Source organism: Burkholderia sp. KCJ3K979, from assembly GCF_016759955.1.
Classification (GTDB): Bacteria; Pseudomonadota; Gammaproteobacteria; order Burkholderiales; family Burkholderiaceae; genus Burkholderia; species Burkholderia orbicola.
On record NZ_JACFYV010000028.1, the window covers coordinates 31,062 to 51,451 of the forward strand.

The window sequence follows — 20,390 nt, forward strand, 5'->3', positions numbered from 1 at the left end:
TGGGTTTGTTTTTGGTTCTCCACGCCCTTGTCGTTGAACCTGTTTTGCCAACGGTCTGCCAGCGTCGCCCCTGCGCGGGGCGGCGGTTACTTTTCTTTGTCTTCCAAAGAAAAGTAACCAAAAGAAAGGCGCGTCCTTGGGCGGACGGCAAAGGTGGTTCCCGCCCAACGTCGCGTTCTCTTGTCAGGCCGCATGTAGGCAGGTTCCGTCTTTTCGCCAGTCCCTCCCTCTCTCTCTGCAGCTAATCAAGAAGGGGACAGTCATGAGTCTCATCGAAGTCAAGGTTCCGGATATCGGCGATTTCAGCGGCGTCGATGTCATCGAAGTCAACGTCAAACCCGGCGACGTGATCGAAAAAGAGCAAACGCTCATCACGCTCGAATCCGACAAAGCCTCCATGGAAGTGCCCAGCGACGTCGCCGGCACCGTCAAGGAAGTCAAGGTCAAAGCCGGCGAGAAAGTCTCGCAAGGCACCGTCATCGCCATCGTCGAAGCCTCGGCAGGCGCAGCCGCGCCCGCGAAAGAGCCCGAAGCGCCGAAGCCCGCAGCCGCCGCACCGGCTCCGGCCGCCGCCGCGCCGGCGCCCGTGCCGCAAGCCGGCAGCTACAGCGGCGCCGCCGACATCGAGTGCGACATGCTCGTGCTCGGCGCCGGCCCCGGTGGCTACTCGGCCGCGTTCCGCGCCGCCGACCTCGGCATGAAGACCGTACTCGTCGAACGCTATTCGACGCTCGGCGGCGTCTGCCTGAACGTCGGTTGCATCCCGTCGAAGGCGCTGCTGCATACGTCGCTCGTCGTCGAGGAAGCCGCGGCGCTCGCGTCGCACGGCATCACGTTCGGCAAGCCGCAGGTCGATCTCGACAAGCTGCGCGACTTCAAGGGCGGCGTCGTCAAGAAACTGACGACGGGCCTCGCCGGCATGGCGAAGGCACGCAAGGTCGAAGTGGTCACCGGCGTCGGCGCGTTCGTCGATCCGTTCCACATGGAAGTGCAGGGCGAAAACGGCAAGAAAGTCGTCAAGTTCAAGCAGGCGATCATCGCCGCCGGCTCGCAGGCCGTGAAGCTGCCGTTCATGCCGGAAGACCCGCGCGTCGTCGATTCGACGGGCGCGCTCGAACTGCGCCAGTTGCCCAAGCGCATGCTCGTGATCGGCGGCGGCATCATCGGCCTCGAAATGGCCACGGTGTACTCGACGCTCGGCGCCGAGATCGACGTCGTCGAAATGATGGACGGCCTGATGATGGGCGCCGACCGCGATCTCGTGAAGGTCTGGGAAAAATACAACGCGAAGCGCTTCGGCAACGTGATGCTGAAGACCAAGACGGTCGGCGCGGAAGCGAAGGAAGACGGCATCTACGTGAAGTTCGAGGGCGAGAAGGCGCCGGCGGAAGCGCAGCGCTACGACCTCGTGCTCGTCGCGGTGGGCCGCAGCCCGAACGGCAAGAAGATCGGTGCCGACAAGGCCGGCGTCGCGGTCACCGACCGTGGCTTCATCGACGTCGACAAGCAGATGCGCACGAACGTGCCGCACATCTTCGCGATCGGCGATATCGTCGGCCAGCCGATGCTCGCGCACAAGGCCGTGCATGAAGGCCACGTCGCAGCGGAAGCCGCGCATGGCGAGAAGGCGTACTTCGACGCGCTGCAGATCCCGTCGGTGGCCTACACCGATCCGGAAGTGGCGTGGGCCGGCAAGACCGAAGACCAGTGCAAGGCCGAAGGCATCAAGTACGGCAAGGCCGTGTTCCCGTGGGCCGCGTCGGGCCGCGCGATCGCGAACGGCCGCGACGAAGGCTTTACGAAGCTGATCTTCGACGAGGAAACTCATCGCGTGATCGGCGGCGCGATCGTCGGCCTGAACGCGGGCGACCTGATCAGCGAAGTGTGCCTCGCGGTCGAGATGGGCGCGGACGCGGAAGACATCGGCAAGACGATCCATCCGCACCCGACGCTCGGCGAATCGGTCGGCATGGCCGCCGAGCTGTACGAAGGCGTCTGCACGGACCTGCCGCCGCAGCGCAAGAAGTAACGCGACCGGCACGGCCGGCCACGCGCCGGCCATGACAAAACGCCGCCGCCCCGGGGAATCCGGGCGGCGGCGTTTTCTTTTGCGTGGCGCGTGACAGGCTCGAATGTGGCGGGCAGTTGCCGCTCGCGCGCATTCCGGCGCCAGAAACGAAAAAGCCGCGCTGGGCGCGGCTCTTTCAGGAGCAGGGGACGCTTACGCGGCCGGCTTGCTCGAACGACGTGCGGCAGCAGCGGTGGCAGCCTTCGTTGCGACGGCAGCAGCGGCGTTGAAGTTCGTTTCAGCGATCTCCACTGCTTGCTTCGTGGCCTTCTGAACCGTTTCGTACGTGGTGTTCGCAGCGTTCAGCGCCGACTTCAGTGCGGCGACGGCCGTTTCCGAACCGGCCGGGGCGTTCTTCGCGACGTTGTCGACGAGTGCCTGGACCTTCTTGTTCTGCTCTTCGAATTGCGCTTCGGCGACCTTCGCGAACTCGGCTTGCGTCGACGATGCGATTTCGTACAGGTGACGACCGTACGACAGCACCTTTTCCGCGACCGGCTGCGACAGGCTCGCTTGCAGCGCGATCAGTTCCTGCGCGTCCTTCACCGACAGCAGGCGCTGCGCGTTTTCCTGGCTCTCGGTCAGCGTCGACTTCACGACCTGCAGGTTGAGTTCGATCAGCTTTTCGACGCCTTCGAACGCCTTGGTCGTCAGACCGAACAGGCTTTCGAGGTTGGCTTTCTGGGCGGCGGCGATTTGCTCGGGGGTCAGCAAGGACATGTCAGGCTCCTGAAAAGCGATCGCGTCGATCGCAGAATAAAGGGCACTACGCTGGGGAACTTCGGCGCCGCGTGCTTTGTGCAACGCAGCAATGAGGCCTATTTTAGGGCAGAGAGCACGGATGTCAAGCACTTTTTGTGCGTTGCACAATCGCGACAAATTATCGATAAAACAACGAGTTATCGCGGTCGTTCGGAATCGGTTTCAGGCTTGTTCCCACATGGTGCGCACGGTGGCGGGGCAAGCGCGCCGCACCATGATCATGCACAGGTAAACCTGACAGGCCCATGGAACGTTATCCTTCTGTTCCTGTCGAAAAACGCGCTGTTTCGATGCGCGTGCCGTGGCGACGTGCCGCCGCCACGGTCGAGACCGGCGCCTGTGGCACGCCGAGCACCGGATACGTACTTTCCCCGCTTTAAATCGCCTCCGAAGTGACGTTATCTCAATTAACCGTGCGGTAATCGGGAGACGGGCGCTGTCGGGCAGTGCATCTCATCGATTTTTTCGATGGGATCGGAAGGGTCGATTGGCCGGAGGTTGGCCGACTCTTACATTCCGGTTTAAAGACGATCGGTAAGTGCCTAATATTGCTCTTTTTTTCAGCTTTAACTACACTTGCGGAAACCTCCCGCCCGCTTTGTCCAGACCCCAATGAAAGCCGAATCGTTTTCACCGCGCAGATTGTTGCAGAGCATGACGCTCGGCACCGCTGTGTCGGTCGCAGTCGCGTTGCTGGCGACCACCGCGTTCGTCACGCCTGCCGACGCCTTCGCCGCCACTGCGAAGACCCAAGCCGCCAAGAAAAAGGCCGTTGCTCCTGCTTCGTCAGCGAAGAAGAAGTCGGCCAGGGCGACCACCGATAAATCCGCCAAGGTCGCCGCGGCCGATGCGCCGCGCGCGAAAGCGTCACGCAAGCGCGTGACGCTCGCGGCGAGCAACGTGCACGGCGGCCATCGCGGCGCGGTGCGCAAGGTCGCGTTCCAGCCGCGCCGTCCGACGGTCGGCCAGGCGTTCGGCCTGCACGACACGCCCGACGCGCTCGCGCTGCGCTCCAGCGTCGCGTACGTCGTCGACCAGAATTCCGGCGAGCCGCTGTTCGACAAGAACTCGCACGCGGTCGTGCCGATCGCGTCGATCTCGAAGCTGATGACGGCCATGGTCGTGCTCGACGCGAAGTCGCCGATGACCGACCAGCTCGAAGTCACCGACGAAGACCGCGACTACGAGAAGGGCACGGGCTCGCGCCTGTCGGTCGGCTCGGTGCTGTCGCGCGAGGACATGCTGCACATCGCGCTGATGGCATCGGAAAACCGTGCGGCGGCCGCGCTGTCGCGTTACTACCCGGGCGGCCGTCCGGCGTTCATCGCGGCGATGAACGCGAAGGCGAAGGCGCTCGGCATGACCGATACGCACTTCGAGAATTCGACCGGCCTGTCGAGCTCGAACGTGTCGAGCGCGCGCGACCTCGTGAAGATGGTCAATGCGGCGTACCAGTACCCGATGATCCGCCAGTTCTCGACCGATCGCACCTACGAGGTGTACACGGGCAAGCGCAACCTGGTCTACAACAGCACCAACGCGCTGATCCGCGGCAACGGCTCGTGGGACATCGGCCTGCAGAAGACGGGCTTCATCAACGAAGCGGGCGAATGCCTCGTGATGCAGGCGACGATCCATGGCCGGCCGATGGTGATGGTGCTGCTCGATTCGTTCGGCAAGTACTCGCGCTTCGCCGACGCCTCGCGCCTGCGCAACTGGCTCGATGCCGGCGGCGGCGAGCGTCTGACGGCGGCCAACACGCCGGCCGGCGGCACCTGATCGTGTGCGGCGGTTCGCCGCCGTACCGCACCGGTCGCTGCAACGAAAAAGCCCCGCAATCGCGGGGCTTTTTTTATCCGGCGAAACCGGAATCGGGGCCGGAAGCGGGGCCGACGGCGCGGCTCACGCCTGCCGCTGCAACCCGTCCACGTTCTTCTCGGGCGCCGGCCGGTAGCCGAGCGATTCCGAGATGGTGAGCGCCGTCCGGCTCAACTGGCCGAGCCACGCGTCCTGCAGGCGGTCGGCCGGCGCCGACAACGACAGGCCCGCGACGAGCTTGCCCGAATCGTCGTAGATGCCGGCCGCGATGCAGCGCACGCCGAGTTCGAGCTCCTCGTTGTCGCGCGCGCACGATTGCTGGCGGACGATCGTCAGCTCGCGCTCGAGCTTCGCGATATCGGTGATGCTGTTTTGCGTATGGCCGGACAGCCCGGTGCGCGTCGCATAGGCCCGCACCCGCGACGTTTCGTCGGCCGCGAGGAACAGCTTGCCGACCGACGTGAGGTGCAGCGGCGCGCGGCCGCCGATCGCGCGGACGACCTGCATTCCCGAGCGCTCCGAGTACGCGCGCTCGATATAGACGATCTCGTCGCCCTGGCGCACCGACAGGTTCACGGTCTGCCCGGTGAGACGGTGCAGCTCGCGCATCGGCATCAGCGCCGCGTCGCGCACCGACAGGCGTGCCTTCACGAGGTTGCCGAGCTCGAGCAGTCGCATGCCGAGGCGGTAGGTGCCGGGATCGGAGCGGTCGACGAGGCGGCAGGTCACCATGTCGTTGAGGATGCGGTGCGCGGTCGACGGGTGCAGCTCCGTGCGCTGCGCAAGTTCCTTCAGGCTGACAGGGTCACTGTGCGCGGCGAGCGCGTCCAGCAACCGCATCATGCGTTCGATCACCTGGATCGACGTTTTTGAATCCGGGGTGGGTTGGCTCATGTCGGGGGAGGAATCGGTTGACGCGTCAAGCGGTGTTGGAACGATTGTATCTCGTATCGTGAAAAAAGCGAACGCCGTTCGAGGAAGTCCTCGTTTCGCGTACCGCGGGCTTGCGCACGGGCCGGCGTTGGTCTTGCCAGCCAAACGTCGGATAATGAGAGCCGTTTTCTCGAAGGAGCACGTATGCGAGTCGGTTTGTTCGTGACCTGCCTGGTCGACCTGATGCGCCCCGAAATCGGCTTTTCGGCGCTCAAGCTGATTCGCGACGCCGGCTATGAAGTGATCGTGCCGCCCGCGCAGACCTGCTGCGGCCAGCCGGCCTACAACTCGGGCGACCGCGCGCTCGCGCGCGATCTCGCGGAAAAGACGCTGCGCGAGTTCGAGCAGTTCGATTACGTCGTCGCGCCGTCGGGTTCGTGCGGCGGGATGATCCGCGCGCACTACGGCGACCTGTTCCGCGACGATCCCGAACTGATGGGGCGTTACACGCGGTTCCAGCAGAAAGTCCACGAACTGACCGATTTTCTCGCGAACGTCGCGAAGGTGTCGCTCGCGCCGGGCGAATTCACCGGCCCGGTCACCTATCACGATTCGTGCTCGGGCCTGCGCGAGCTCGGCGTGAAGGCGCAGCCGCGCGCGCTGCTCGCGCAGCGCGGCGTCGCGGTGACCGAGATGAAGGACTGCGAGCACTGTTGCGGCTTCGGCGGCACGTTCTCGGTGAAATACGGCGACATCTCGGCGGCCATCGCGGACGAGAAATGCGCGAACGTGCGTGCGTCGGGCGCGGGCACCGTCGTGCTCGGCGATCTCGGCTGCATGCTGAACATCGAAGGGCGGTTGCGCCGCACCGGCGACCGCGACACGCGCGTGCTGCACGTCGCGCAGGTGCTGGCGGGCGACGTCTGACGCCCGGTTCCGCTCACTTTTCCCCCGATACCGCGATGCAAGTCCAATCGATGCATTTCAAGGCGCGCGCCGGCCAGAAGCTGGCCGACCAGCGCCTGCAGCAGAACCTGAAGAAGCTGTCGACGAAGTTCGTGTCCGCGCGCGCCGACGCGATGACCCTGATCGACTTCCCGGCCACGCGCGCCGCGCTCAAGGCGCGCCGCAACCGCGCGCTGGAGCATCTCGACGTGTGGCTCGAGGCATTCGAGCGCGAGGCGACGCGGCGCGGCACGACGGTGCTGTTCGCGGAAACGACCGCGGACGCCGCGCGGCTCGTGGCCGACATCGCGCGCCGGCACGACGTGAAGAAGGTCATCAAGACCAAGTCGATGGTGTCCGAGGAAATGCGCCTGAATGCGGTGCTCGCGGAGATGGGCGTGCAGTCGATCGAGACGGACCTCGGCGAATACATCCTGCAGATCAACGACAACGAGCCGCCGAGCCACATCATCGCGCCCGTCGTGCACAAGGACAAGGACGAGATCGCCGACCTGTTCGCACGCACGCACCAGCGCGAGCGGCTCACCGAGATTCCGGACATGACGCGCGAGGCGCGCGAGGTGCTGCGCCCGCATTTCATGTCGGCCGACATGGGCGTGACGGGCGGCAACTTCGTGATTGCCGAGACGGGCTCGGTCGCGATCGTGACGAACGAAGGGAACGAGGGGATGTGCACGGTGATGCCGCGCGTGCATGTCGCGGTGACCGGCATCGAGAAGGTGCTGCCGACCCTCGAGGATCTCGCGACCGCGATGCGCCTGCTGCCGCGTTCCGCGACCGGGCAGAAGACGTCGAACTATTTCTCGCTGCTGACCGGGCCGCGCGGGCCGGGCGACGAAGACGGCCCCGAGCACAACTACGTGGTGCTCGTCGACGGCGGCCGCACGGGCCTGATCGGCGGCGAATTCCAGGAGATGCTGCGCTGCATCCGCTGCGGCGCCTGCATGAACCATTGTCCGGTGTATCAGAAGGTCGGCGGCCACGCGTACGGCTGGGTCTATCCGGGGCCGATGGGCTCGGTGCTGACGCCGAGCTACGTCGGGCTCGACCGCACGCTCGACCTGCCGCAGGCGGCGACGCTGTGCGGCGAATGCGACAGCGTCTGCCCGGCCGGGATTCCGTTGTCGCGCCTGTTGCGCACGCTGCGCGAGAAGCAGGTCGAGCGCCACCTGCGGCCATGGCGCGAGCGCGCGGCGCTCGCCGCATGGGGTTTCTTCGCGCGGCGGCCGCTGCTGTATGCGCTGACGACCAAGCTCGCGGTGCGCATCCTCGAACGGCTGGGCGGCGACGGCGGCATGCTGCGGCGCCTGCCGATGATGGGTGGCTGGATGGACACGCGCGACATGCCGACGCCGACCGGGCGCACCTTCCGCGAGCTGTATGCGGCGTCGCAAAGCCATCTCGGCTGACACTGTTCAGCGGGCAGCAACAGTGCGTTCGCTATTTGTATATTTATCTCGATAGATGCGATCTATAGAATCTCGTCTGTAGTCCCCGGAATTGGGTTTCGGGGTACGAGGTCAAGGAGGTCCGCATCATGAAAAAGACAATATCGATGTACTGGCCGCTGGCAATCGTGGTTCCGCTGGCAGCGGTTGCCTATTTGCATGCGATGGCCGGTGCGCCGTCGCGCGGCCCGCTCGCGGTTCACCAGGCGTCCGCCGAGCTGGCGCGCGCGGTGTCGTTCGGGCTGGTCGGCGACGCGGCACAGCCGCTGCCGGCGGCGTCGGGCGACATGGTGCTCGCTGCGCCGAAGGCGCTGTAAGGCAGGGCGCCGTCGCTTTGCGCGACGGCGCGATTCCGGTCGCCTTTGTATAATGGCGTGTTCTTCTCCCACGCGGTCCGCCGCGGCTTTTCGATAGTGCGATGACCCGCGTTGCGATCTGTTTCGTCTGTCTCGGCAACATCTGCCGTTCGCCCACCGCGGAAGGCGTGATGCGCCACCAGGTCGACGCGGCCGCGCTGGCCGACCGGATCGCGATCGATTCGGCCGGCACCGGCGACTGGCACGTGGGCGAACCGCCCGATACGCGGGCGCAGGCGGCGGCCCGCAGCCGCGGCTACGATCTGTCGGCGCTGCGCGCGCGGCAGGTGAGCGCGGCGGATTTCGAGCAATTCGACTTGCTGCTCGCGATGGACGAGGCGAATCTCGCCGAACTGCGCCGCCGTTGCCCGCCGCAGCACCGCGAGAAAGTGCGCCTGCTGATGGAATTCGCACCGGGCGCGACCGAAACCGAAGTGGCCGATCCGTATTTCGGCGGCGCGCAGGGCTTCGAGCAGGTGCTCGACCAGGTCGAGCGCGCATGCGCGGGTCTGCTGGAGACGCTGCGCGCACGCACGGCGCACTGACCGCGCGCTATTCAGCGGTCTGCGAATACCCTTTCAAAGACATGGATACTTGACTAAAAACGTCAAATATTTATACTTGACCAAAATCGTCAAGATTGCAGTCCCCTAGACACCATGAGACTCACCACCAAAGGCCGTTTCGCCGTCACGGCGATGATTGACTTGGCACTGCGCCAGGAGCAGGGCCCGGTGACGCTTGCAGGCATCAGCCAGCGCCAGCGGATTTCGCTCTCGTATCTCGAACAGCTGTTCGGCAAGCTGCGCAGGCATGAAATCGTCGAATCCGTGCGCGGCCCGGGCGGCGGCTACAACCTCGCGCGTCGCGCGCAGGACGTCACCGTCGCCGACATCATCATCGCGGTCGATGAACCGCTCGACGCCACGCAGTGCGGCGGCAAAGGCACGTGCGACGGCTCGAAGCAGCCCGACGGCCATTGCATGACGCACGAGCTGTGGTCGACGCTGAACCAGAAGATGGTCGAATACCTCGATTCGGTGTCGCTGCAGGATCTCGTCGATCAGCAGCGCGCACGCGAGGGCGCCCCCGCGGTGCTGCGCGACCGTCGCGCGCCGGAGCCCGTCGCCGCACCGGCCGAGCCCGTGCGCACGATGCCGCTCGGCCCCAATTCGGTGTTCAACATCGCGAGTTCGTGAGCGCGAAAGCGCCCGCCATACCCCATAACGCACATAGTCCCTGCACAGAATACCCGGAGCGACAGATGACCCAAGAGACTCTCCACCTGCCCATCTATATGGATTACAGCGCGACGACGCCCGTCGATCCGCGCGTGGTCGACAAGATGGTGCCGTACTTGCGCGAGCAGTTCGGCAACCCGGCGTCGCGCAGCCACGCTTACGGCTGGGACGCGGAGCGTGCAGTCGAGGAAGCGCGCGAACAGGTGGCCGCACTCGTGAACGCCGACCCGCGCGAGATCATCTGGACGTCCGGCGCCACGGAGTCGGACAACCTCGCGATCAAGGGCGCCGCGAACTTCTACAAGGGCAAGGGCAAGCACATCATCACGGTGAAGACCGAGCACAAGGCCGTGCTCGATACGTGCCGCGAGCTCGAGCGCGACGGTTTCGAAGTCACCTATCTCGACGTGAAGGATGACGGCCTGATCGACCTCGACGTGTTCAAGGCCGCGCTGCGCCCGGACACGATCCTCGTGTCGGTGATGCACGTGAACAACGAGATCGGCGTGATCCAGGACATCGAGACGATCGGCGAAATCTGCCGCGAGAAGGGCATCGTGTTCCACGTCGATGCCGCGCAGTCGACCGGCAAGGTCGCGATCGACCTCGCGAAGCTGAAGGTCGACCTGATGTCGTTCTCGGCACACAAGACCTACGGCCCGAAGGGCATCGGCGCACTGTACGTGCGCCGCAAGCCGCGCGTGCGCATCGAAGCGCAGATGCACGGCGGCGGTCACGAGCGCGGCATGCGTTCGGGCACGCTGCCGACGCACCAGATCGTCGGCATGGGTGAAGCGTTCCGCATCGCGCGCGAGGAAATGGCGACCGAGAACGAGCGCATCCGCATGCTGCGCGACAAGCTGCTGCGCGGCCTGTCGCAGATCGAGGAAACCTACGTGAACGGCGACATGGATCACCGTGTCCCGCACAACCTGAACATCAGCTTCAACTTCGTCGAAGGCGAGTCGCTGATCATGGCGATCAAGGACGTCGCGGTGTCGTCGGGCTCCGCGTGCACGTCGGCGTCGCTGGAGCCGTCGTACGTGCTGCGTGCGCTCGGCCGCAACGACGAGCTCGCGCACAGCTCGATCCGCTTCACGGTCGGCCGCTTCACGACGGAGCAGGAAGTCGACTTCGTGATCAACCTGCTGAACAGCAAGATCGCGAAGCTGCGCGAACTGTCGCCGCTCTGGGAAATGCACCAGGAAGGCATCGATCTGTCGACGATCGAATGGGCCGCGCACTGATACCGCATTGAATGCAACCGCGGGCGGATTGACGCACGCAGACGTAACGAGTCAAGGAGTCTGAGTCATGTCTTACAGCAACAAGGTTCTGGATCACTACGAAAACCCGCGCAACGTCGGTTCGTTCGCGAAGGACGACGACACGGTCGGCACGGGCATGGTCGGCGCGCCGGCATGCGGCGACGTGATGAAGCTGCAGATCCGCGTCGGCGCGGACGGCGTGATCGAAGACGCGAAGTTCAAGACCTACGGTTGCGGTTCGGCGATCGCATCGAGCTCGCTCGTCACCGAATGGGTGAAGGGCAAGACGCTCGACGAGGCACTGTCGATCAAGAACACGCAGATCGCCGAAGAACTCGCGCTGCCGCCGGTGAAGATTCACTGCTCGATCCTCGCGGAAGACGCGATCAAGGCAGCCGTGGCCGACTACAAGAAGCGCCACGACACCAAGGAAAGCGATCAGGCAGCCGCCTGAGCGGCATCGAGCGGCTAGGGAAGGAAACGCGGGGCCTCCGGGTGGGGCGCCGCGGCAAGGACATCATGGCAATTACACTGACCGAAAAAGCAGCACAGCACGTTCAGAAATACCTCGTCCGTCGCGGCAAGGGTGTGGGCCTGCGGCTTGGCGTTCGTACGACCGGGTGCTCGGGGCTCGCGTACAAGCTCGAGTATGTCGACGATCTGGCTCCGGAGGATCAGGTGTTCGAGAGCCATGGCGTGAAGGTCGTCGTCGATCCGAAGAGCCTCGCGTATATCGACGGCACCGAGCTCGACTTCGCCCGCGAAGGCCTGAACGAAGGGTTCAAGTTCAACAACCCGAACGTGAAGGACGAGTGCGGGTGCGGGGAATCGTTCCGCGTGTGACGCGGCTCCCTCCGCGCGATGCGGGCAAGAGGCGGCACGGGCCGCCTTTTTAATGTGCGGCGCTTGCCGCACGACGAACCGGAATTGAACGCGACGATGGTTTCGCTGAAAGACAGCCATTTCGACCTGTTTCACCTGCCGGCGCAATTCGCGCTCGACGAGACGGCGCTCGACGCCGCCTACCGGACGGTGCAGACGCAGGTGCATCCCGACCGCTTCGCGGCGGCCGGCGACGCGCAAAAGCGCATCGCGATGCAATGGGCCACTCGCGCGAACGAGGCGTACCGCACGCTGCGCGATCCGTTGAAGCGCGCGTCCTATCTGTTGTCGCTGCGCGGTGTCGACATCGGCGCGGAAAACAACACGGCGATGGAGCCTGCGTTCCTGATGCAGCAGATGGAGTGGCGCGAGGGCATCGAGGATGCCGCGGCCGCCCGCAACGTCGACGCGCTCGATGCGCTGCTTGCCGAGCTGCGCGACGAGAAGCGCGTGCGCGTCGAGCGCCTCGGCACGCTGCTCGACAGCGGTGCCGACCAGGCCGCCGCGGAAGCCGTGCGTCAGCTGATGTTCATCGAACGAGTCGCGTCGGAAGTGGGCGCGCAGATCGAGCGCCTCGAAACTTAACCGCGTGCCTTGCGGCACGCGCAGCAAACGGGCCGAGCGCCCGAACGAACCAAGATGGCTTTACTGCAAATTTCCGAACCGGGCATGGCGCCGGCGCCGCACCAGCGGCGACTCGCCGTCGGGATCGATCTCGGCACGACGAACTCGCTCGTCGCCGCCGTGCGCAACAGCGTGCCCGAAGTCCTGCCGGACGAAGCGGGCCGCGTGCTGCTGCCGTCGGTGGTCCGTTACCTCGAGAAGGGCGGCCGCCGCATCGGCCACGAAGCGAAGGAGCAGGCCGCGACCGATCCGCGCAATACGATCGTGTCGGTCAAGCGCTTCATGGGCCGCGGCAAGGCCGAGGTCGAAGGCGCGGCGAACGCGCCGTACGAATTCGTCGATGCGCCGGGCATGGTGCAGATCCGTACGATCGACGGCGTGAAGAGCCCGGTCGAAGTGTCGGCCGAGATTCTCGCGACGCTGCGTTATCGCGCGGAAGATTCGCTCGGCGACGAGCTGGTCGGCGCGGTGATCACGGTGCCGGCTTACTTCGACGATGCGCAGCGCCAGGCGACCAAGGATGCCGCGCGTCTCGCGGGCCTCAACGTGCTGCGCCTGCTGAACGAACCGACCGCCGCGGCGATTGCCTACGGTCTCGACAACGCGGCCGAAGGCCTTTACGCGGTGTACGACCTCGGCGGCGGCACGTTCGACCTGTCGATCCTGAAGCTGACCAAGGGCGTGTTCGAGGTGCTGGCCGCGGGCGGCGATTCCGCGCTCGGCGGCGACGATTTCGACCACGCGCTGTTCGGCCACGTGCTCGCGCAGGCCGGGATCGACGCGAAGACGCTCGCGCCCGAAGACGTGCGCCTGCTGCTCGATCGGGTGCGCGTGCTGAAGGAAGCGCTGTCGTCGGCGCCCGAAGCGGCGCTCGACGTGACGCTGTCGAGCGGCGCACACCTCGTGCAGACGATTTCGCACGATACCTTCGCGTCGCTCGTCGAGCCGCTCGTGCAGCGCACGCTCACGCCGACCCGCAAGGCGCTGCGCGATGCGCAGGTCACGCCGGCCGACATCAAGGGCGTCGTGCTCGTCGGCGGCGCGACGCGCATGCCGGTGATCCGCGACGCGGTCGCGAAGTATTTCGGCCAGCCGCCGCTCGTGAACCTCGATCCGGATCAGGTCGTCGCGCTCGGCGCGGCGATCCAGGCCGATCTGCTCGCGGGCAATCGCGGCACCGGCGACGACTGGCTGCTGCTCGACGTGATTCCGCTGTCGCTCGGTGTCGAGACGATGGGTGGCCTCGTCGAGAAGATCATTCCGCGCAACTCGACGATTCCGATCGCGCGTGCGCAGGAATTCACGACCTTCAAGGACGGCCAGACCGCGATGGCGATCCACGTCGTGCAGGGCGAGCGCGAGCTCGTCGCCGACTGCCGGTCGCTCGCGCGCTTCGAGCTGCGCGGCATTCCGCCGATGACGGCGGGCGCGGCTCGCATTCGCGTGACCTATCAGGTCGACGCGGACGGCCTGCTGTCGGTGTTCGCACGCGAGCAGTTGTCGGGCGTCGAGGCATCGGTCGTCGTGAAGCCGTCGTACGGCCTCGCCGACGACGACATCGCGAAGATGCTGGAAGACAGCTTCAAGACCGCCGAAATCGACATGCGGGCCCGCGCGCTGCGCGAAGCGCAGGTCGAGGCCGAACGGATGCTCGAGGCGACGCAGGCCGCGCTGGCGGCCGACGGCGAACTGCTCGAGGCCGACGAGCGCGCGCAGGTCGATGCGCTCGCCGCGGCGTTGCGCGCGGTCGCGCAGGGCGACGATACGAATGCGATCGAAGCGGCGACCAAGGCGCTGGCCGACGGGACCGACGAATTCGCGGCGCGCCGGATGGACAAGAGCATCAGGCGCGCGCTGTCGGGCCGCCGGCTCGACGAGATCTGAACCCACGAACCGCGCATCGGCCGGCAACGGCCCGCGCGATGATGAACGTGCGGCGCGCGGCGCCGCACCCTGACTGACGGAACGAACATGCCTCAACTGGTGGTGCTGCCTCACGTCGAACTGTGCCCGGACGGCGCGGTGATCGACGCGACGCCCGGCAAGAGTATCTGCGACAACCTGCTCGATCACGGGATCGAGATCGAACATGCATGCGAGAAGTCGTGCGCATGCACGACGTGCCACGTGGTGATCCGCGAAGGCTTCAACGATCTGACGCCGTCCGAGGAGGACGAGGACGATCTGCTGGACAAGGCGTGGGGCCTGGAGCCGACGTCGCGCCTGTCGTGCCAGGCGATCGTGAAGGAAGATTCAGACCTGGTGGTCGAGATCCCGAAGTACTCGATCAACCACGCGAAGGAAAATCACTGACAGGAACCGGAGGCAGGCGATGAAATGGACCGATTCGCGTGAAATAGCCATTGCGCTGGCGGACAAGCACCCCGACATCGACCCGCAGCGGATCAACTTCGTCGACCTGCGCCAGTGGGTGCTCGAGCTCGACGGCTTCGACGACGATCCGACGCATTCCGGCGAGAAGATCCTCGAGGCGATCCAGGCGCACTGGATCGACGAATCGGATTTCGACGACGAGGACTGATCGGCCCCGACCCGAACGGCCACGGCGGGCGCTGCAACGGTGCGCGCCGCGTCAATGAAAAACGGCTCGTGAGCGCTTGCTCGCGAGCCGTTTTCGTTTTGGGCGACGCCGCGCACGACGTGCGGGCAGCGGGACGCCGGCGACTACACGATCAGCTTCAAGCGCCGACCAGCGTGCCGTTCTCGATCCGCACGCGCTGACCCTGGCCGAACGGCGGCGGGTTGTGGTACGTGAACGTGCGCGTCGCGCCGCTTTCCATCTGCACTTGCACCTGATAGTCGGTTTCCGCGCGGACCTGCTTCTCGACCTGGTTGCCGGCGAGACCGCCGCCCAGCGCGCCGATGATCGTCATCGCGGTGCGGCCGTTGCCGTTGCCGAACTGGTTGCCGAGCAGGCCGCCCGCCGCTGCGCCGCCCACGGCGCCGATGCCCGAGCTCTGACCCGGCGTGCGCGTCTGCGTGATCGCGACGACCGTGCCGCAACTCTGGCAGTAGGCTTGCGCCGGCGCCGACGGCTGCTGCGCGTATTGCGGCGGCTGCGGCGCGGTCGTGTGACGGCGGTGCGGCGCGGCCGGGCGCGGCGCCGGCTTCGGCTCGGCCTGCGCGACGGCGGCCTTCTGCTGCGCGGCGGCCTGTTCCGCGGCCTGCCGCTGCGCTTGTGCGGCCAGCGCGGCGCTGGCGGCCGCGGCCGTATCGACGGCCGGCTGCGACGCGATCAGCGCAGCCTGGGTCTGACCATTCTGTTCATTGCTGCTGGTGGCTTTCGGGAACACGCCCGTGATCGCTGCCGTCGCCGCGAGGCTGGCGACGATGACGGCGCCGGCTGCGGTGGCGATCAGCGGGTGGAGGCGTTGCTTTTGCGGCGTGGTCTGATTCTGGTTGTCCATTTTGTTCTCCAAGGTCGATCCGGATCGGCGCGCTGCGCCGGAGCAGGATCCCACGCTCGGGAGCGAGCAGACTCGGCGTTCCGGCGCCTCGTTCTGGTCCCGTGGTCATGCGTGGTGACGCAACAGGAGTGTCGTCCACGGCCCAGAGGTGCACCGTATCAAGGTGTAACGAATTGCAGCACGGGATCAACGCTTGCTACCGGGAAAACCCGGAGAAGGGCGTCGCGACAAGGGAATAAAACGGGGAAGGATCGAAGGCCGGCAGACGCCGGCTGGCGGGATTTACGCGTCGTTACAAAGCCGACGCGTGCGCGCCACGGGGGGCGGCGCACACGCGGTCGCGGCCGTCAGTCTTCGCGGCGCAGATGCGGGAACAACAGCACGTCGCGGATCGTCGGGCTGTCGGTCAGCAGCATCACGAGACGGTCGATGCCGATCCCGCAGCCGCCGGTCGGGGGCATCCCGTATTCGAGCGCGCGAATGTAGTCGGCGTCGAAGAACATCGCTTCCTCGTCGCCCGCGTCCTTCTGCTCGACCTGCTTCTTGAAGCGCGCGGCCTGGTCTTCCGGATCGTTCAGCTCCGAGAAGCCGTTCGCGATCTCGCGGCCGGTCATGAAGAGCTCGAAACGCTCGGTGATGCCCGGCACAGTATCCGATGCGCGTGCGAGCGGCGACACCTCGACCGGGTAGTCGATGATGAACGTCGGCTCCCACAGCTGCGCTTCGGCCGTTTCCTCGAACAGCGCGAGCTGCAGCGCGCCGATGCCGGCGTTCAGGAACGCCGGCTGCGACACGTCGACGCCGAAGCGCTTCAGTTCGGTGCGCAGGAACGCGTCGTCCGACAGCTGGCCGTCGGTGTAGTCCGGTGCGTACTTCTGGATCGCCTGCGTGATCGTCAGGCGATGGAACGGCTTCGCGAGGTCGAGCTCGCGGCCCTGATACTGGATCGTCGCGGTGCCGAGCGCATCGATTGCCGCCTGGCGGATCAGTTGCTCGGTGAAGTCCATCAGCCAGCGGTAGTCGGTGTACGCGGCGTAGAACTCCATCATCGTGAATTCCGGATTGTGGCGCGGCGACACGCCTTCATTCCGGAAATTGCGGTTGATCTCGAACACGCGCTCGAAGCCGCCGACGATCAGGCGCTTCAGGTACAGCTCCGGCGCGATGCGCAGGAACATCTGCATGTCGAGCGCATTGTGATGCGTGACGAACGGCTTCGCGGCCGCGCCGCCCGGGATCGGGTGCAGCATCGGCGTCTCGACTTCCATGAAGTCGGCGTTGTCCATGAACTTGCGGATCGACGCGATCGTCTTCGTGCGGGCGCGGAACGTGTCGCGCGTTTCCGGCGTGACGATCAGGTCGACGTAGCGCTGGCGGTAGCGCATTTCCTGGTCGGACAGGCCGTGGAACTTGTCCGGCAGCGGGCGCAGCGCCTTCGACAGCAGACGCAGCTCCTTGCACTGGACCGACAGCTCGCCCTTGTTGGTGCGGAACAGCACGCCGCGCGCGGCGACGATGTCGCCGAGGTCCCACTTCTTGAACGCGTCGTAGGTGTCGGCGCCGACGTCGTTCGGCGTCACGAAGAACTGGATCTGGCCCGAGCCGTCCTGCACCGTCGCGAAACTCGCCTTGCCCATCACGCGCTTGAGCATCATGCGGCCGGCCACCGACACCTCGACCGGGTTCGCTTCGAGCGCGGCCTTGTCCGAATCGGCGAATTTGGCCTGCAGGTCGGCTGCGTGGTGCTCGGGGCGGAAATCGTTCGGGTAGGCGACGCCTTGCTCGCGCAACGCGCGCAGCTTCTCGCGGCGCTCGGCGATGATCTGGTTTTCGTCCGCGGTGACGGCGGGCTGCGTTTGGGTCGGTTCGGTCATGATGGTCGGAATTCGGAGTGGGGTGCGGCAAGGCAACGGAAAGGGCGGCGCGGGCCGGCCGCGCCGCGGCGCTTACACGCCCTGTTTGAGGCTCGCGCTGATGAAGTCGTCGAGGTCGCCGTCGAGCACCGCCCGCGTGTTGCTCATTTCGACGTTCGTGCGCAGGTCCTTCACGCGGCTCTGGTCGAGCACGTACGAGCGGATCTGGTGGCCCCAGCCCACATCGGTCTTGCTCGATTCGAGCTTGTCCTGCTCGGCCTGGCGCTTGCGCATTTCGACTTCGTAGAGGCGCGACTTCAGCATCGCCATCGCTTCGGCGCGGTTGCGGTGCTGCGAGCGGTCGTTCTGGCACTGCACGACGATGCCCGTCGGCATGTGCGTGATCCGCACCGCGGAGTCGGTCTTGTTGATGTGCTGACCGCCCGCGCCCGAGGCGCGGTACGTGTCGATGCGCAGGTCGGCCGGGTTGATCTCGACTTCGATCGAGTCGTCGATTTCCGGATAGACGAACACCGACGAGAACGACGTGTGGCGGCCGCCCGACGAGTCGAACGGCGACTTGCGCACGAGGCGGTGGATGCCCGTTTCGGTGCGCAGGAAGCCGTACGCGTATTCGCCCGTGACCTTGACCGTCGCGTTCTTGATGCCGGCGACGTCGCCGTCGGACTCTTCGAGCACTTCCGCCTTGAAGCCCTTGCGCTCGCAGTAGCGCAGGTACTGGCGCAGCAGCATGGACGCCCAGTCGCATGCCTCGGTGCCGCCGGCGCCGGCCTGGATGTCGATGAAGCAGTTGTTCGGATCGGCCGGGTTCGAGAACATCCGGCGGAATTCGATGTCGCCGACGCGCGCTTCGAGCTTCGCGGCGTCGTCTTCGGATGCGAGAAGGGTGTCTTCGTCGCCTTCCTCGCGTGCCAGCTCGAACAGGTCGAGCGCATCGCGCAGGTCGCTATCGAGCGCGGTGAGCGTCGTGACGACGCCTTCGAGCAGCTTCTTCTCGCGGCCGAGTGCCTGGGCGTTCTTTGAATCGTTCCAGACGTTCGGGTCTTCGAGTTCCTTGTTGACTTCGGTCAGACGCGCAGCTTTGGCGTCGTAGTCAAAGATACCCCCGAAGCTCGCCCGCGCGATTGCGCAGGTCGAGCAGGGAGCTTTCGATCGCGTTGAGACGTTCCGCTTCCATGATCGTTCGCTGTTCCGGCTTCGTAAAAAAGCGGAATTATAGCTGATCGGGAGGGTTGCCCGGTGACGCAAACGGTGCCCGTACGCGTGTCGGCGGCCCCGTCCGGCGCGGCGTGCACGCGTGCGGCGGCGCGTCGCGGGGCGGTCGGCCCGCTCAGCCGGCCGCGTGTTCGACGATCAACTGGACGCGCGTGACGCCGTTCCACGTATCGGCGACGAGCCGGTACGCGACCAGCGCGCTCGCCGGCAGCGGCTCGGTGTGGTTGAACCAGATCGCGTTGAAGCGCTGGCGGCCGCGCGCCAGCTGCAGCTTCAGGTGCTTTTCCTTCACGAGCGACTGCGACACGACGTCGAATTCGCCCGAGAAAAGCGGGGCCGGAAAGCCTTGCCCCCACACGGCTTCGTCGAGCAGGCCGACGAACTGCGGCGTGAAGTACGCGTCCTCGAGTTCGCCGTCGGTCTCGATCACGCGGGCCAGCGCGTCGTCGGACAGCCATTCGCGCGCGACGGCCTCGAACGCGGCCGCGAAGCGCGGCACGTTGTCGGTGTCGAGCGTGAGGCCGGCCGCCATCGCGTGGCCGCCGAACGCGACGATCAGGTCCGGTTCGCGCTTCGACACGAGGTCGAGCGCGTCGCGCAGGTGGAAGCCGGCGATCGATCGGCCGGAACCCTTGACCCGCCGGCCTTCGTCGTCGGCGTGCGCGAACGTGAACGACGGACGGTGGAATTTCTCCTTGAGCCGGCCGGCGACGATGCCGATCACGCCCTGGTGCCACGCGGGATTGAACAGCGTGATCGTGCACGCGTCGGCCGGATCGACGTCGGCGAGATCGGCGAGCGCCTGCTGCTGCATGCTGGCCTCGATTTCGCGGCGCTCGCGGTTCATCACGTCGAGCTGCTGCGCGAGATCCCACGCGCGGCCGATGTCGTCGGTGATCAGGCATTCGATGCCGAGCGACATGTCGGACAGCCGCCCGGCGGCGTTCAGGCGCGGGCCGAGGCCGAAGCCGAGGTCGAAGCCCGACGCGGTGCGCGCTTCGCGCGCGGCGGCGCGGAACAGCGCGGCGATGCCCGGCTGCATGCGGCCGTTGCGGATGCGCTGCAGCCCCTGCGCGACCAGCACGCGGTTGTTGCTGTCGAGCCGCACGACGTCGGCGACGGTGCCGAGCGCGACGAGGTCGAGCAGGCCGTCGAGGCGCGGCTCGGCCTCCTTGCTCGCGAATGCACCGCGGCGGCGCAGCTCGGCGCGCAGCGCGAGCAGCACGTAGAACATCACGCCGACGCCGGCGAGGTGCTTGCTCGGGAATGCGCAGCCGGGCTGGTTCGGGTTGACGATCGCGCGCGCGGCGGGCAGCGCGTCGCCGGGCAGGTGGTGGTCGGTCACGAGCACGTCGATGCCGCGCGCGTTCGCGGCTTCGACGCCGGCGACGCTCGCGATCCCGTTGTCGACGGTGATCAGCAGGTCGGGCTTGCGCGCGGCCGCGAGCTCGACGATCTCGGGCGTGAGGCCGTAGCCGTATTCGAAGCGGTTCGGCACCAGGTAGTCGATCTGCGCGCCGAACATCCGCAGGCCGCGCACCGCGACCGCGCAGGCCGTCGCGCCGTC

Annotated in this window: 20 protein-coding genes; 14 read left to right on the forward strand and 6 right to left on the reverse strand. The window is 66.2% G+C overall.

Annotation, left to right across the window (positions count from 1 at the left end):
- Nucleotides 1-262 precede the first annotated feature (262 nt).
- Nucleotides 263-2,029, forward strand: coding sequence for a dihydrolipoyl dehydrogenase (gene lpdA, locus H3O04_RS09560; RefSeq protein WP_011549453.1), 1,767 nt, complete (start codon nt 263-265; stop codon nt 2,027-2,029).
- Between the two features lie 192 nt (nt 2,030-2,221).
- Here lpdA and H3O04_RS09565 read toward each other — a convergent pair whose 3' ends face one another.
- Nucleotides 2,222-2,788, reverse strand: a complete 567-nt coding sequence (locus tag H3O04_RS09565; RefSeq protein WP_006478382.1) for a phasin family protein — start codon at nt 2,786-2,788, stop codon at nt 2,222-2,224.
- A 654-nt stretch (nt 2,789-3,442) separates the two neighbouring features.
- Between H3O04_RS09565 and pbpG the strand changes: the two genes are divergently transcribed.
- The gene (pbpG, locus tag H3O04_RS09570) at nt 3,443-4,609 is read left to right on the forward strand and encodes a D-alanyl-D-alanine endopeptidase (protein WP_124591788.1); all 1,167 of its coding nucleotides are present in this window, start codon (nt 3,443-3,445) and stop codon (nt 4,607-4,609) included.
- Between the two features lie 123 nt (nt 4,610-4,732).
- On the opposite strand, the gene H3O04_RS09575 is transcribed toward pbpG, so the two are convergent.
- Nucleotides 4,733-5,542, reverse strand: a complete 810-nt coding sequence (locus tag H3O04_RS09575; RefSeq protein WP_185920959.1) for an IclR family transcriptional regulator — start codon at nt 5,540-5,542, stop codon at nt 4,733-4,735.
- A 183-nt stretch (nt 5,543-5,725) separates the two neighbouring features.
- On the opposite strand from H3O04_RS09575, the gene H3O04_RS09580 reads away from it, so the two are divergent.
- The 12 genes from H3O04_RS09580 to iscX all read left to right on the forward strand — a co-directional run bounded on the left by H3O04_RS09580 (nt 5,726) and on the right by iscX (nt 14,848).
- Nucleotides 5,726-6,448 carry a (Fe-S)-binding protein gene (locus H3O04_RS09580; RefSeq protein WP_006478385.1) on the forward strand — a complete coding sequence of 241 codons (723 nt, stop codon included), beginning with the start codon at nt 5,726-5,728 and terminating at the stop codon, nt 6,446-6,448.
- Nucleotides 6,449-6,483: 35 nt separating this feature from the next.
- A complete protein-coding gene (locus H3O04_RS09585) occupies nt 6,484-7,896 on the forward strand; it encodes a lactate utilization protein B (RefSeq protein ID WP_202587568.1) in 1,413 nt (470 codons plus the stop codon).
- A gap of 128 nt (nt 7,897-8,024) precedes the next feature.
- Nucleotides 8,025-8,252 (forward strand): hypothetical protein, encoded by a 228-nt coding sequence (locus H3O04_RS09590; protein WP_006478387.1) that lies wholly within the window; start codon nt 8,025-8,027, stop codon nt 8,250-8,252.
- 101 nt (nt 8,253-8,353) lie between these two features.
- Nucleotides 8,354-8,836, forward strand: a complete 483-nt coding sequence (locus H3O04_RS09595; RefSeq protein ID WP_011549458.1) for a low molecular weight protein-tyrosine-phosphatase — start codon at nt 8,354-8,356, stop codon at nt 8,834-8,836.
- 114 nt (nt 8,837-8,950) lie between these two features.
- Nucleotides 8,951-9,490, forward strand: a complete 540-nt coding sequence (iscR, locus tag H3O04_RS09600) for a Fe-S cluster assembly transcriptional regulator IscR (RefSeq protein WP_006401955.1) — start codon at nt 8,951-8,953, stop codon at nt 9,488-9,490.
- A 65-nt stretch (nt 9,491-9,555) separates the two neighbouring features.
- The gene (locus H3O04_RS09605; protein WP_011549460.1) at nt 9,556-10,779 is read left to right on the forward strand and encodes an IscS subfamily cysteine desulfurase; all 1,224 of its coding nucleotides are present in this window, start codon (nt 9,556-9,558) and stop codon (nt 10,777-10,779) included.
- 67 nt (nt 10,780-10,846) lie between these two features.
- The gene (gene iscU, locus H3O04_RS09610; RefSeq protein ID WP_006478389.1) at nt 10,847-11,254 is read left to right on the forward strand and encodes a Fe-S cluster assembly scaffold IscU; all 408 of its coding nucleotides are present in this window, start codon (nt 10,847-10,849) and stop codon (nt 11,252-11,254) included.
- Between the two features lie 65 nt (nt 11,255-11,319).
- Nucleotides 11,320-11,643 carry an iron-sulfur cluster assembly protein IscA gene (gene iscA / locus H3O04_RS09615; RefSeq protein WP_011549461.1) on the forward strand — a complete coding sequence of 108 codons (324 nt, stop codon included), beginning with the start codon at nt 11,320-11,322 and terminating at the stop codon, nt 11,641-11,643.
- Nucleotides 11,644-11,739: 96 nt separating this feature from the next.
- The gene (gene hscB / locus H3O04_RS09620; protein ID WP_006491598.1) at nt 11,740-12,267 is read left to right on the forward strand and encodes a Fe-S protein assembly co-chaperone HscB; all 528 of its coding nucleotides are present in this window, start codon (nt 11,740-11,742) and stop codon (nt 12,265-12,267) included.
- 54 nt (nt 12,268-12,321) lie between these two features.
- Nucleotides 12,322-14,190, forward strand: coding sequence for a Fe-S protein assembly chaperone HscA (gene hscA / locus H3O04_RS09625; protein WP_105798537.1), 1,869 nt, complete (start codon nt 12,322-12,324; stop codon nt 14,188-14,190).
- An 87-nt stretch (nt 14,191-14,277) separates the two neighbouring features.
- The gene (fdx, locus tag H3O04_RS09630; RefSeq protein WP_006478392.1) at nt 14,278-14,619 is read left to right on the forward strand and encodes an ISC system 2Fe-2S type ferredoxin; all 342 of its coding nucleotides are present in this window, start codon (nt 14,278-14,280) and stop codon (nt 14,617-14,619) included.
- 19 nt (nt 14,620-14,638) lie between these two features.
- The gene (gene iscX, locus H3O04_RS09635; RefSeq protein ID WP_006478393.1) at nt 14,639-14,848 is read left to right on the forward strand and encodes a Fe-S cluster assembly protein IscX; all 210 of its coding nucleotides are present in this window, start codon (nt 14,639-14,641) and stop codon (nt 14,846-14,848) included.
- Nucleotides 14,849-15,005: 157 nt separating this feature from the next.
- On the opposite strand, the gene H3O04_RS09640 is transcribed toward iscX, so the two are convergent.
- The 4 genes from H3O04_RS09640 to recJ form a co-directional block, all read right to left on the reverse strand.
- Nucleotides 15,006-15,734, reverse strand: coding sequence for a glycine zipper 2TM domain-containing protein (locus H3O04_RS09640; protein ID WP_202587569.1), 729 nt, complete (start codon nt 15,732-15,734; stop codon nt 15,006-15,008).
- Between the two features lie 347 nt (nt 15,735-16,081).
- Nucleotides 16,082-17,608: a lysine--tRNA ligase gene (lysS, locus tag H3O04_RS09645; RefSeq protein WP_006478395.1), complete on the reverse strand. Its 1,527-nt coding sequence runs from the start codon at nt 17,606-17,608 to the stop codon at nt 16,082-16,084.
- Between the two features lie 72 nt (nt 17,609-17,680).
- Nucleotides 17,681-18,785 (reverse strand): peptide chain release factor 2 gene (prfB, locus tag H3O04_RS09650; RefSeq protein ID WP_102961735.1). Its coding sequence is split into 2 segments (ribosomal slippage): nt 17,681-18,703 and nt 18,705-18,785, totalling 1,104 coding nucleotides; the frame shifts between segments, so codons are not numbered across the junction.
- A 153-nt stretch (nt 18,786-18,938) separates the two neighbouring features.
- Nucleotides 18,939-20,390: single-stranded-DNA-specific exonuclease RecJ (recJ, locus tag H3O04_RS09655; RefSeq protein ID WP_202587570.1), on the reverse strand; the 1,452-nt coding region annotated here is incomplete at its 5' end.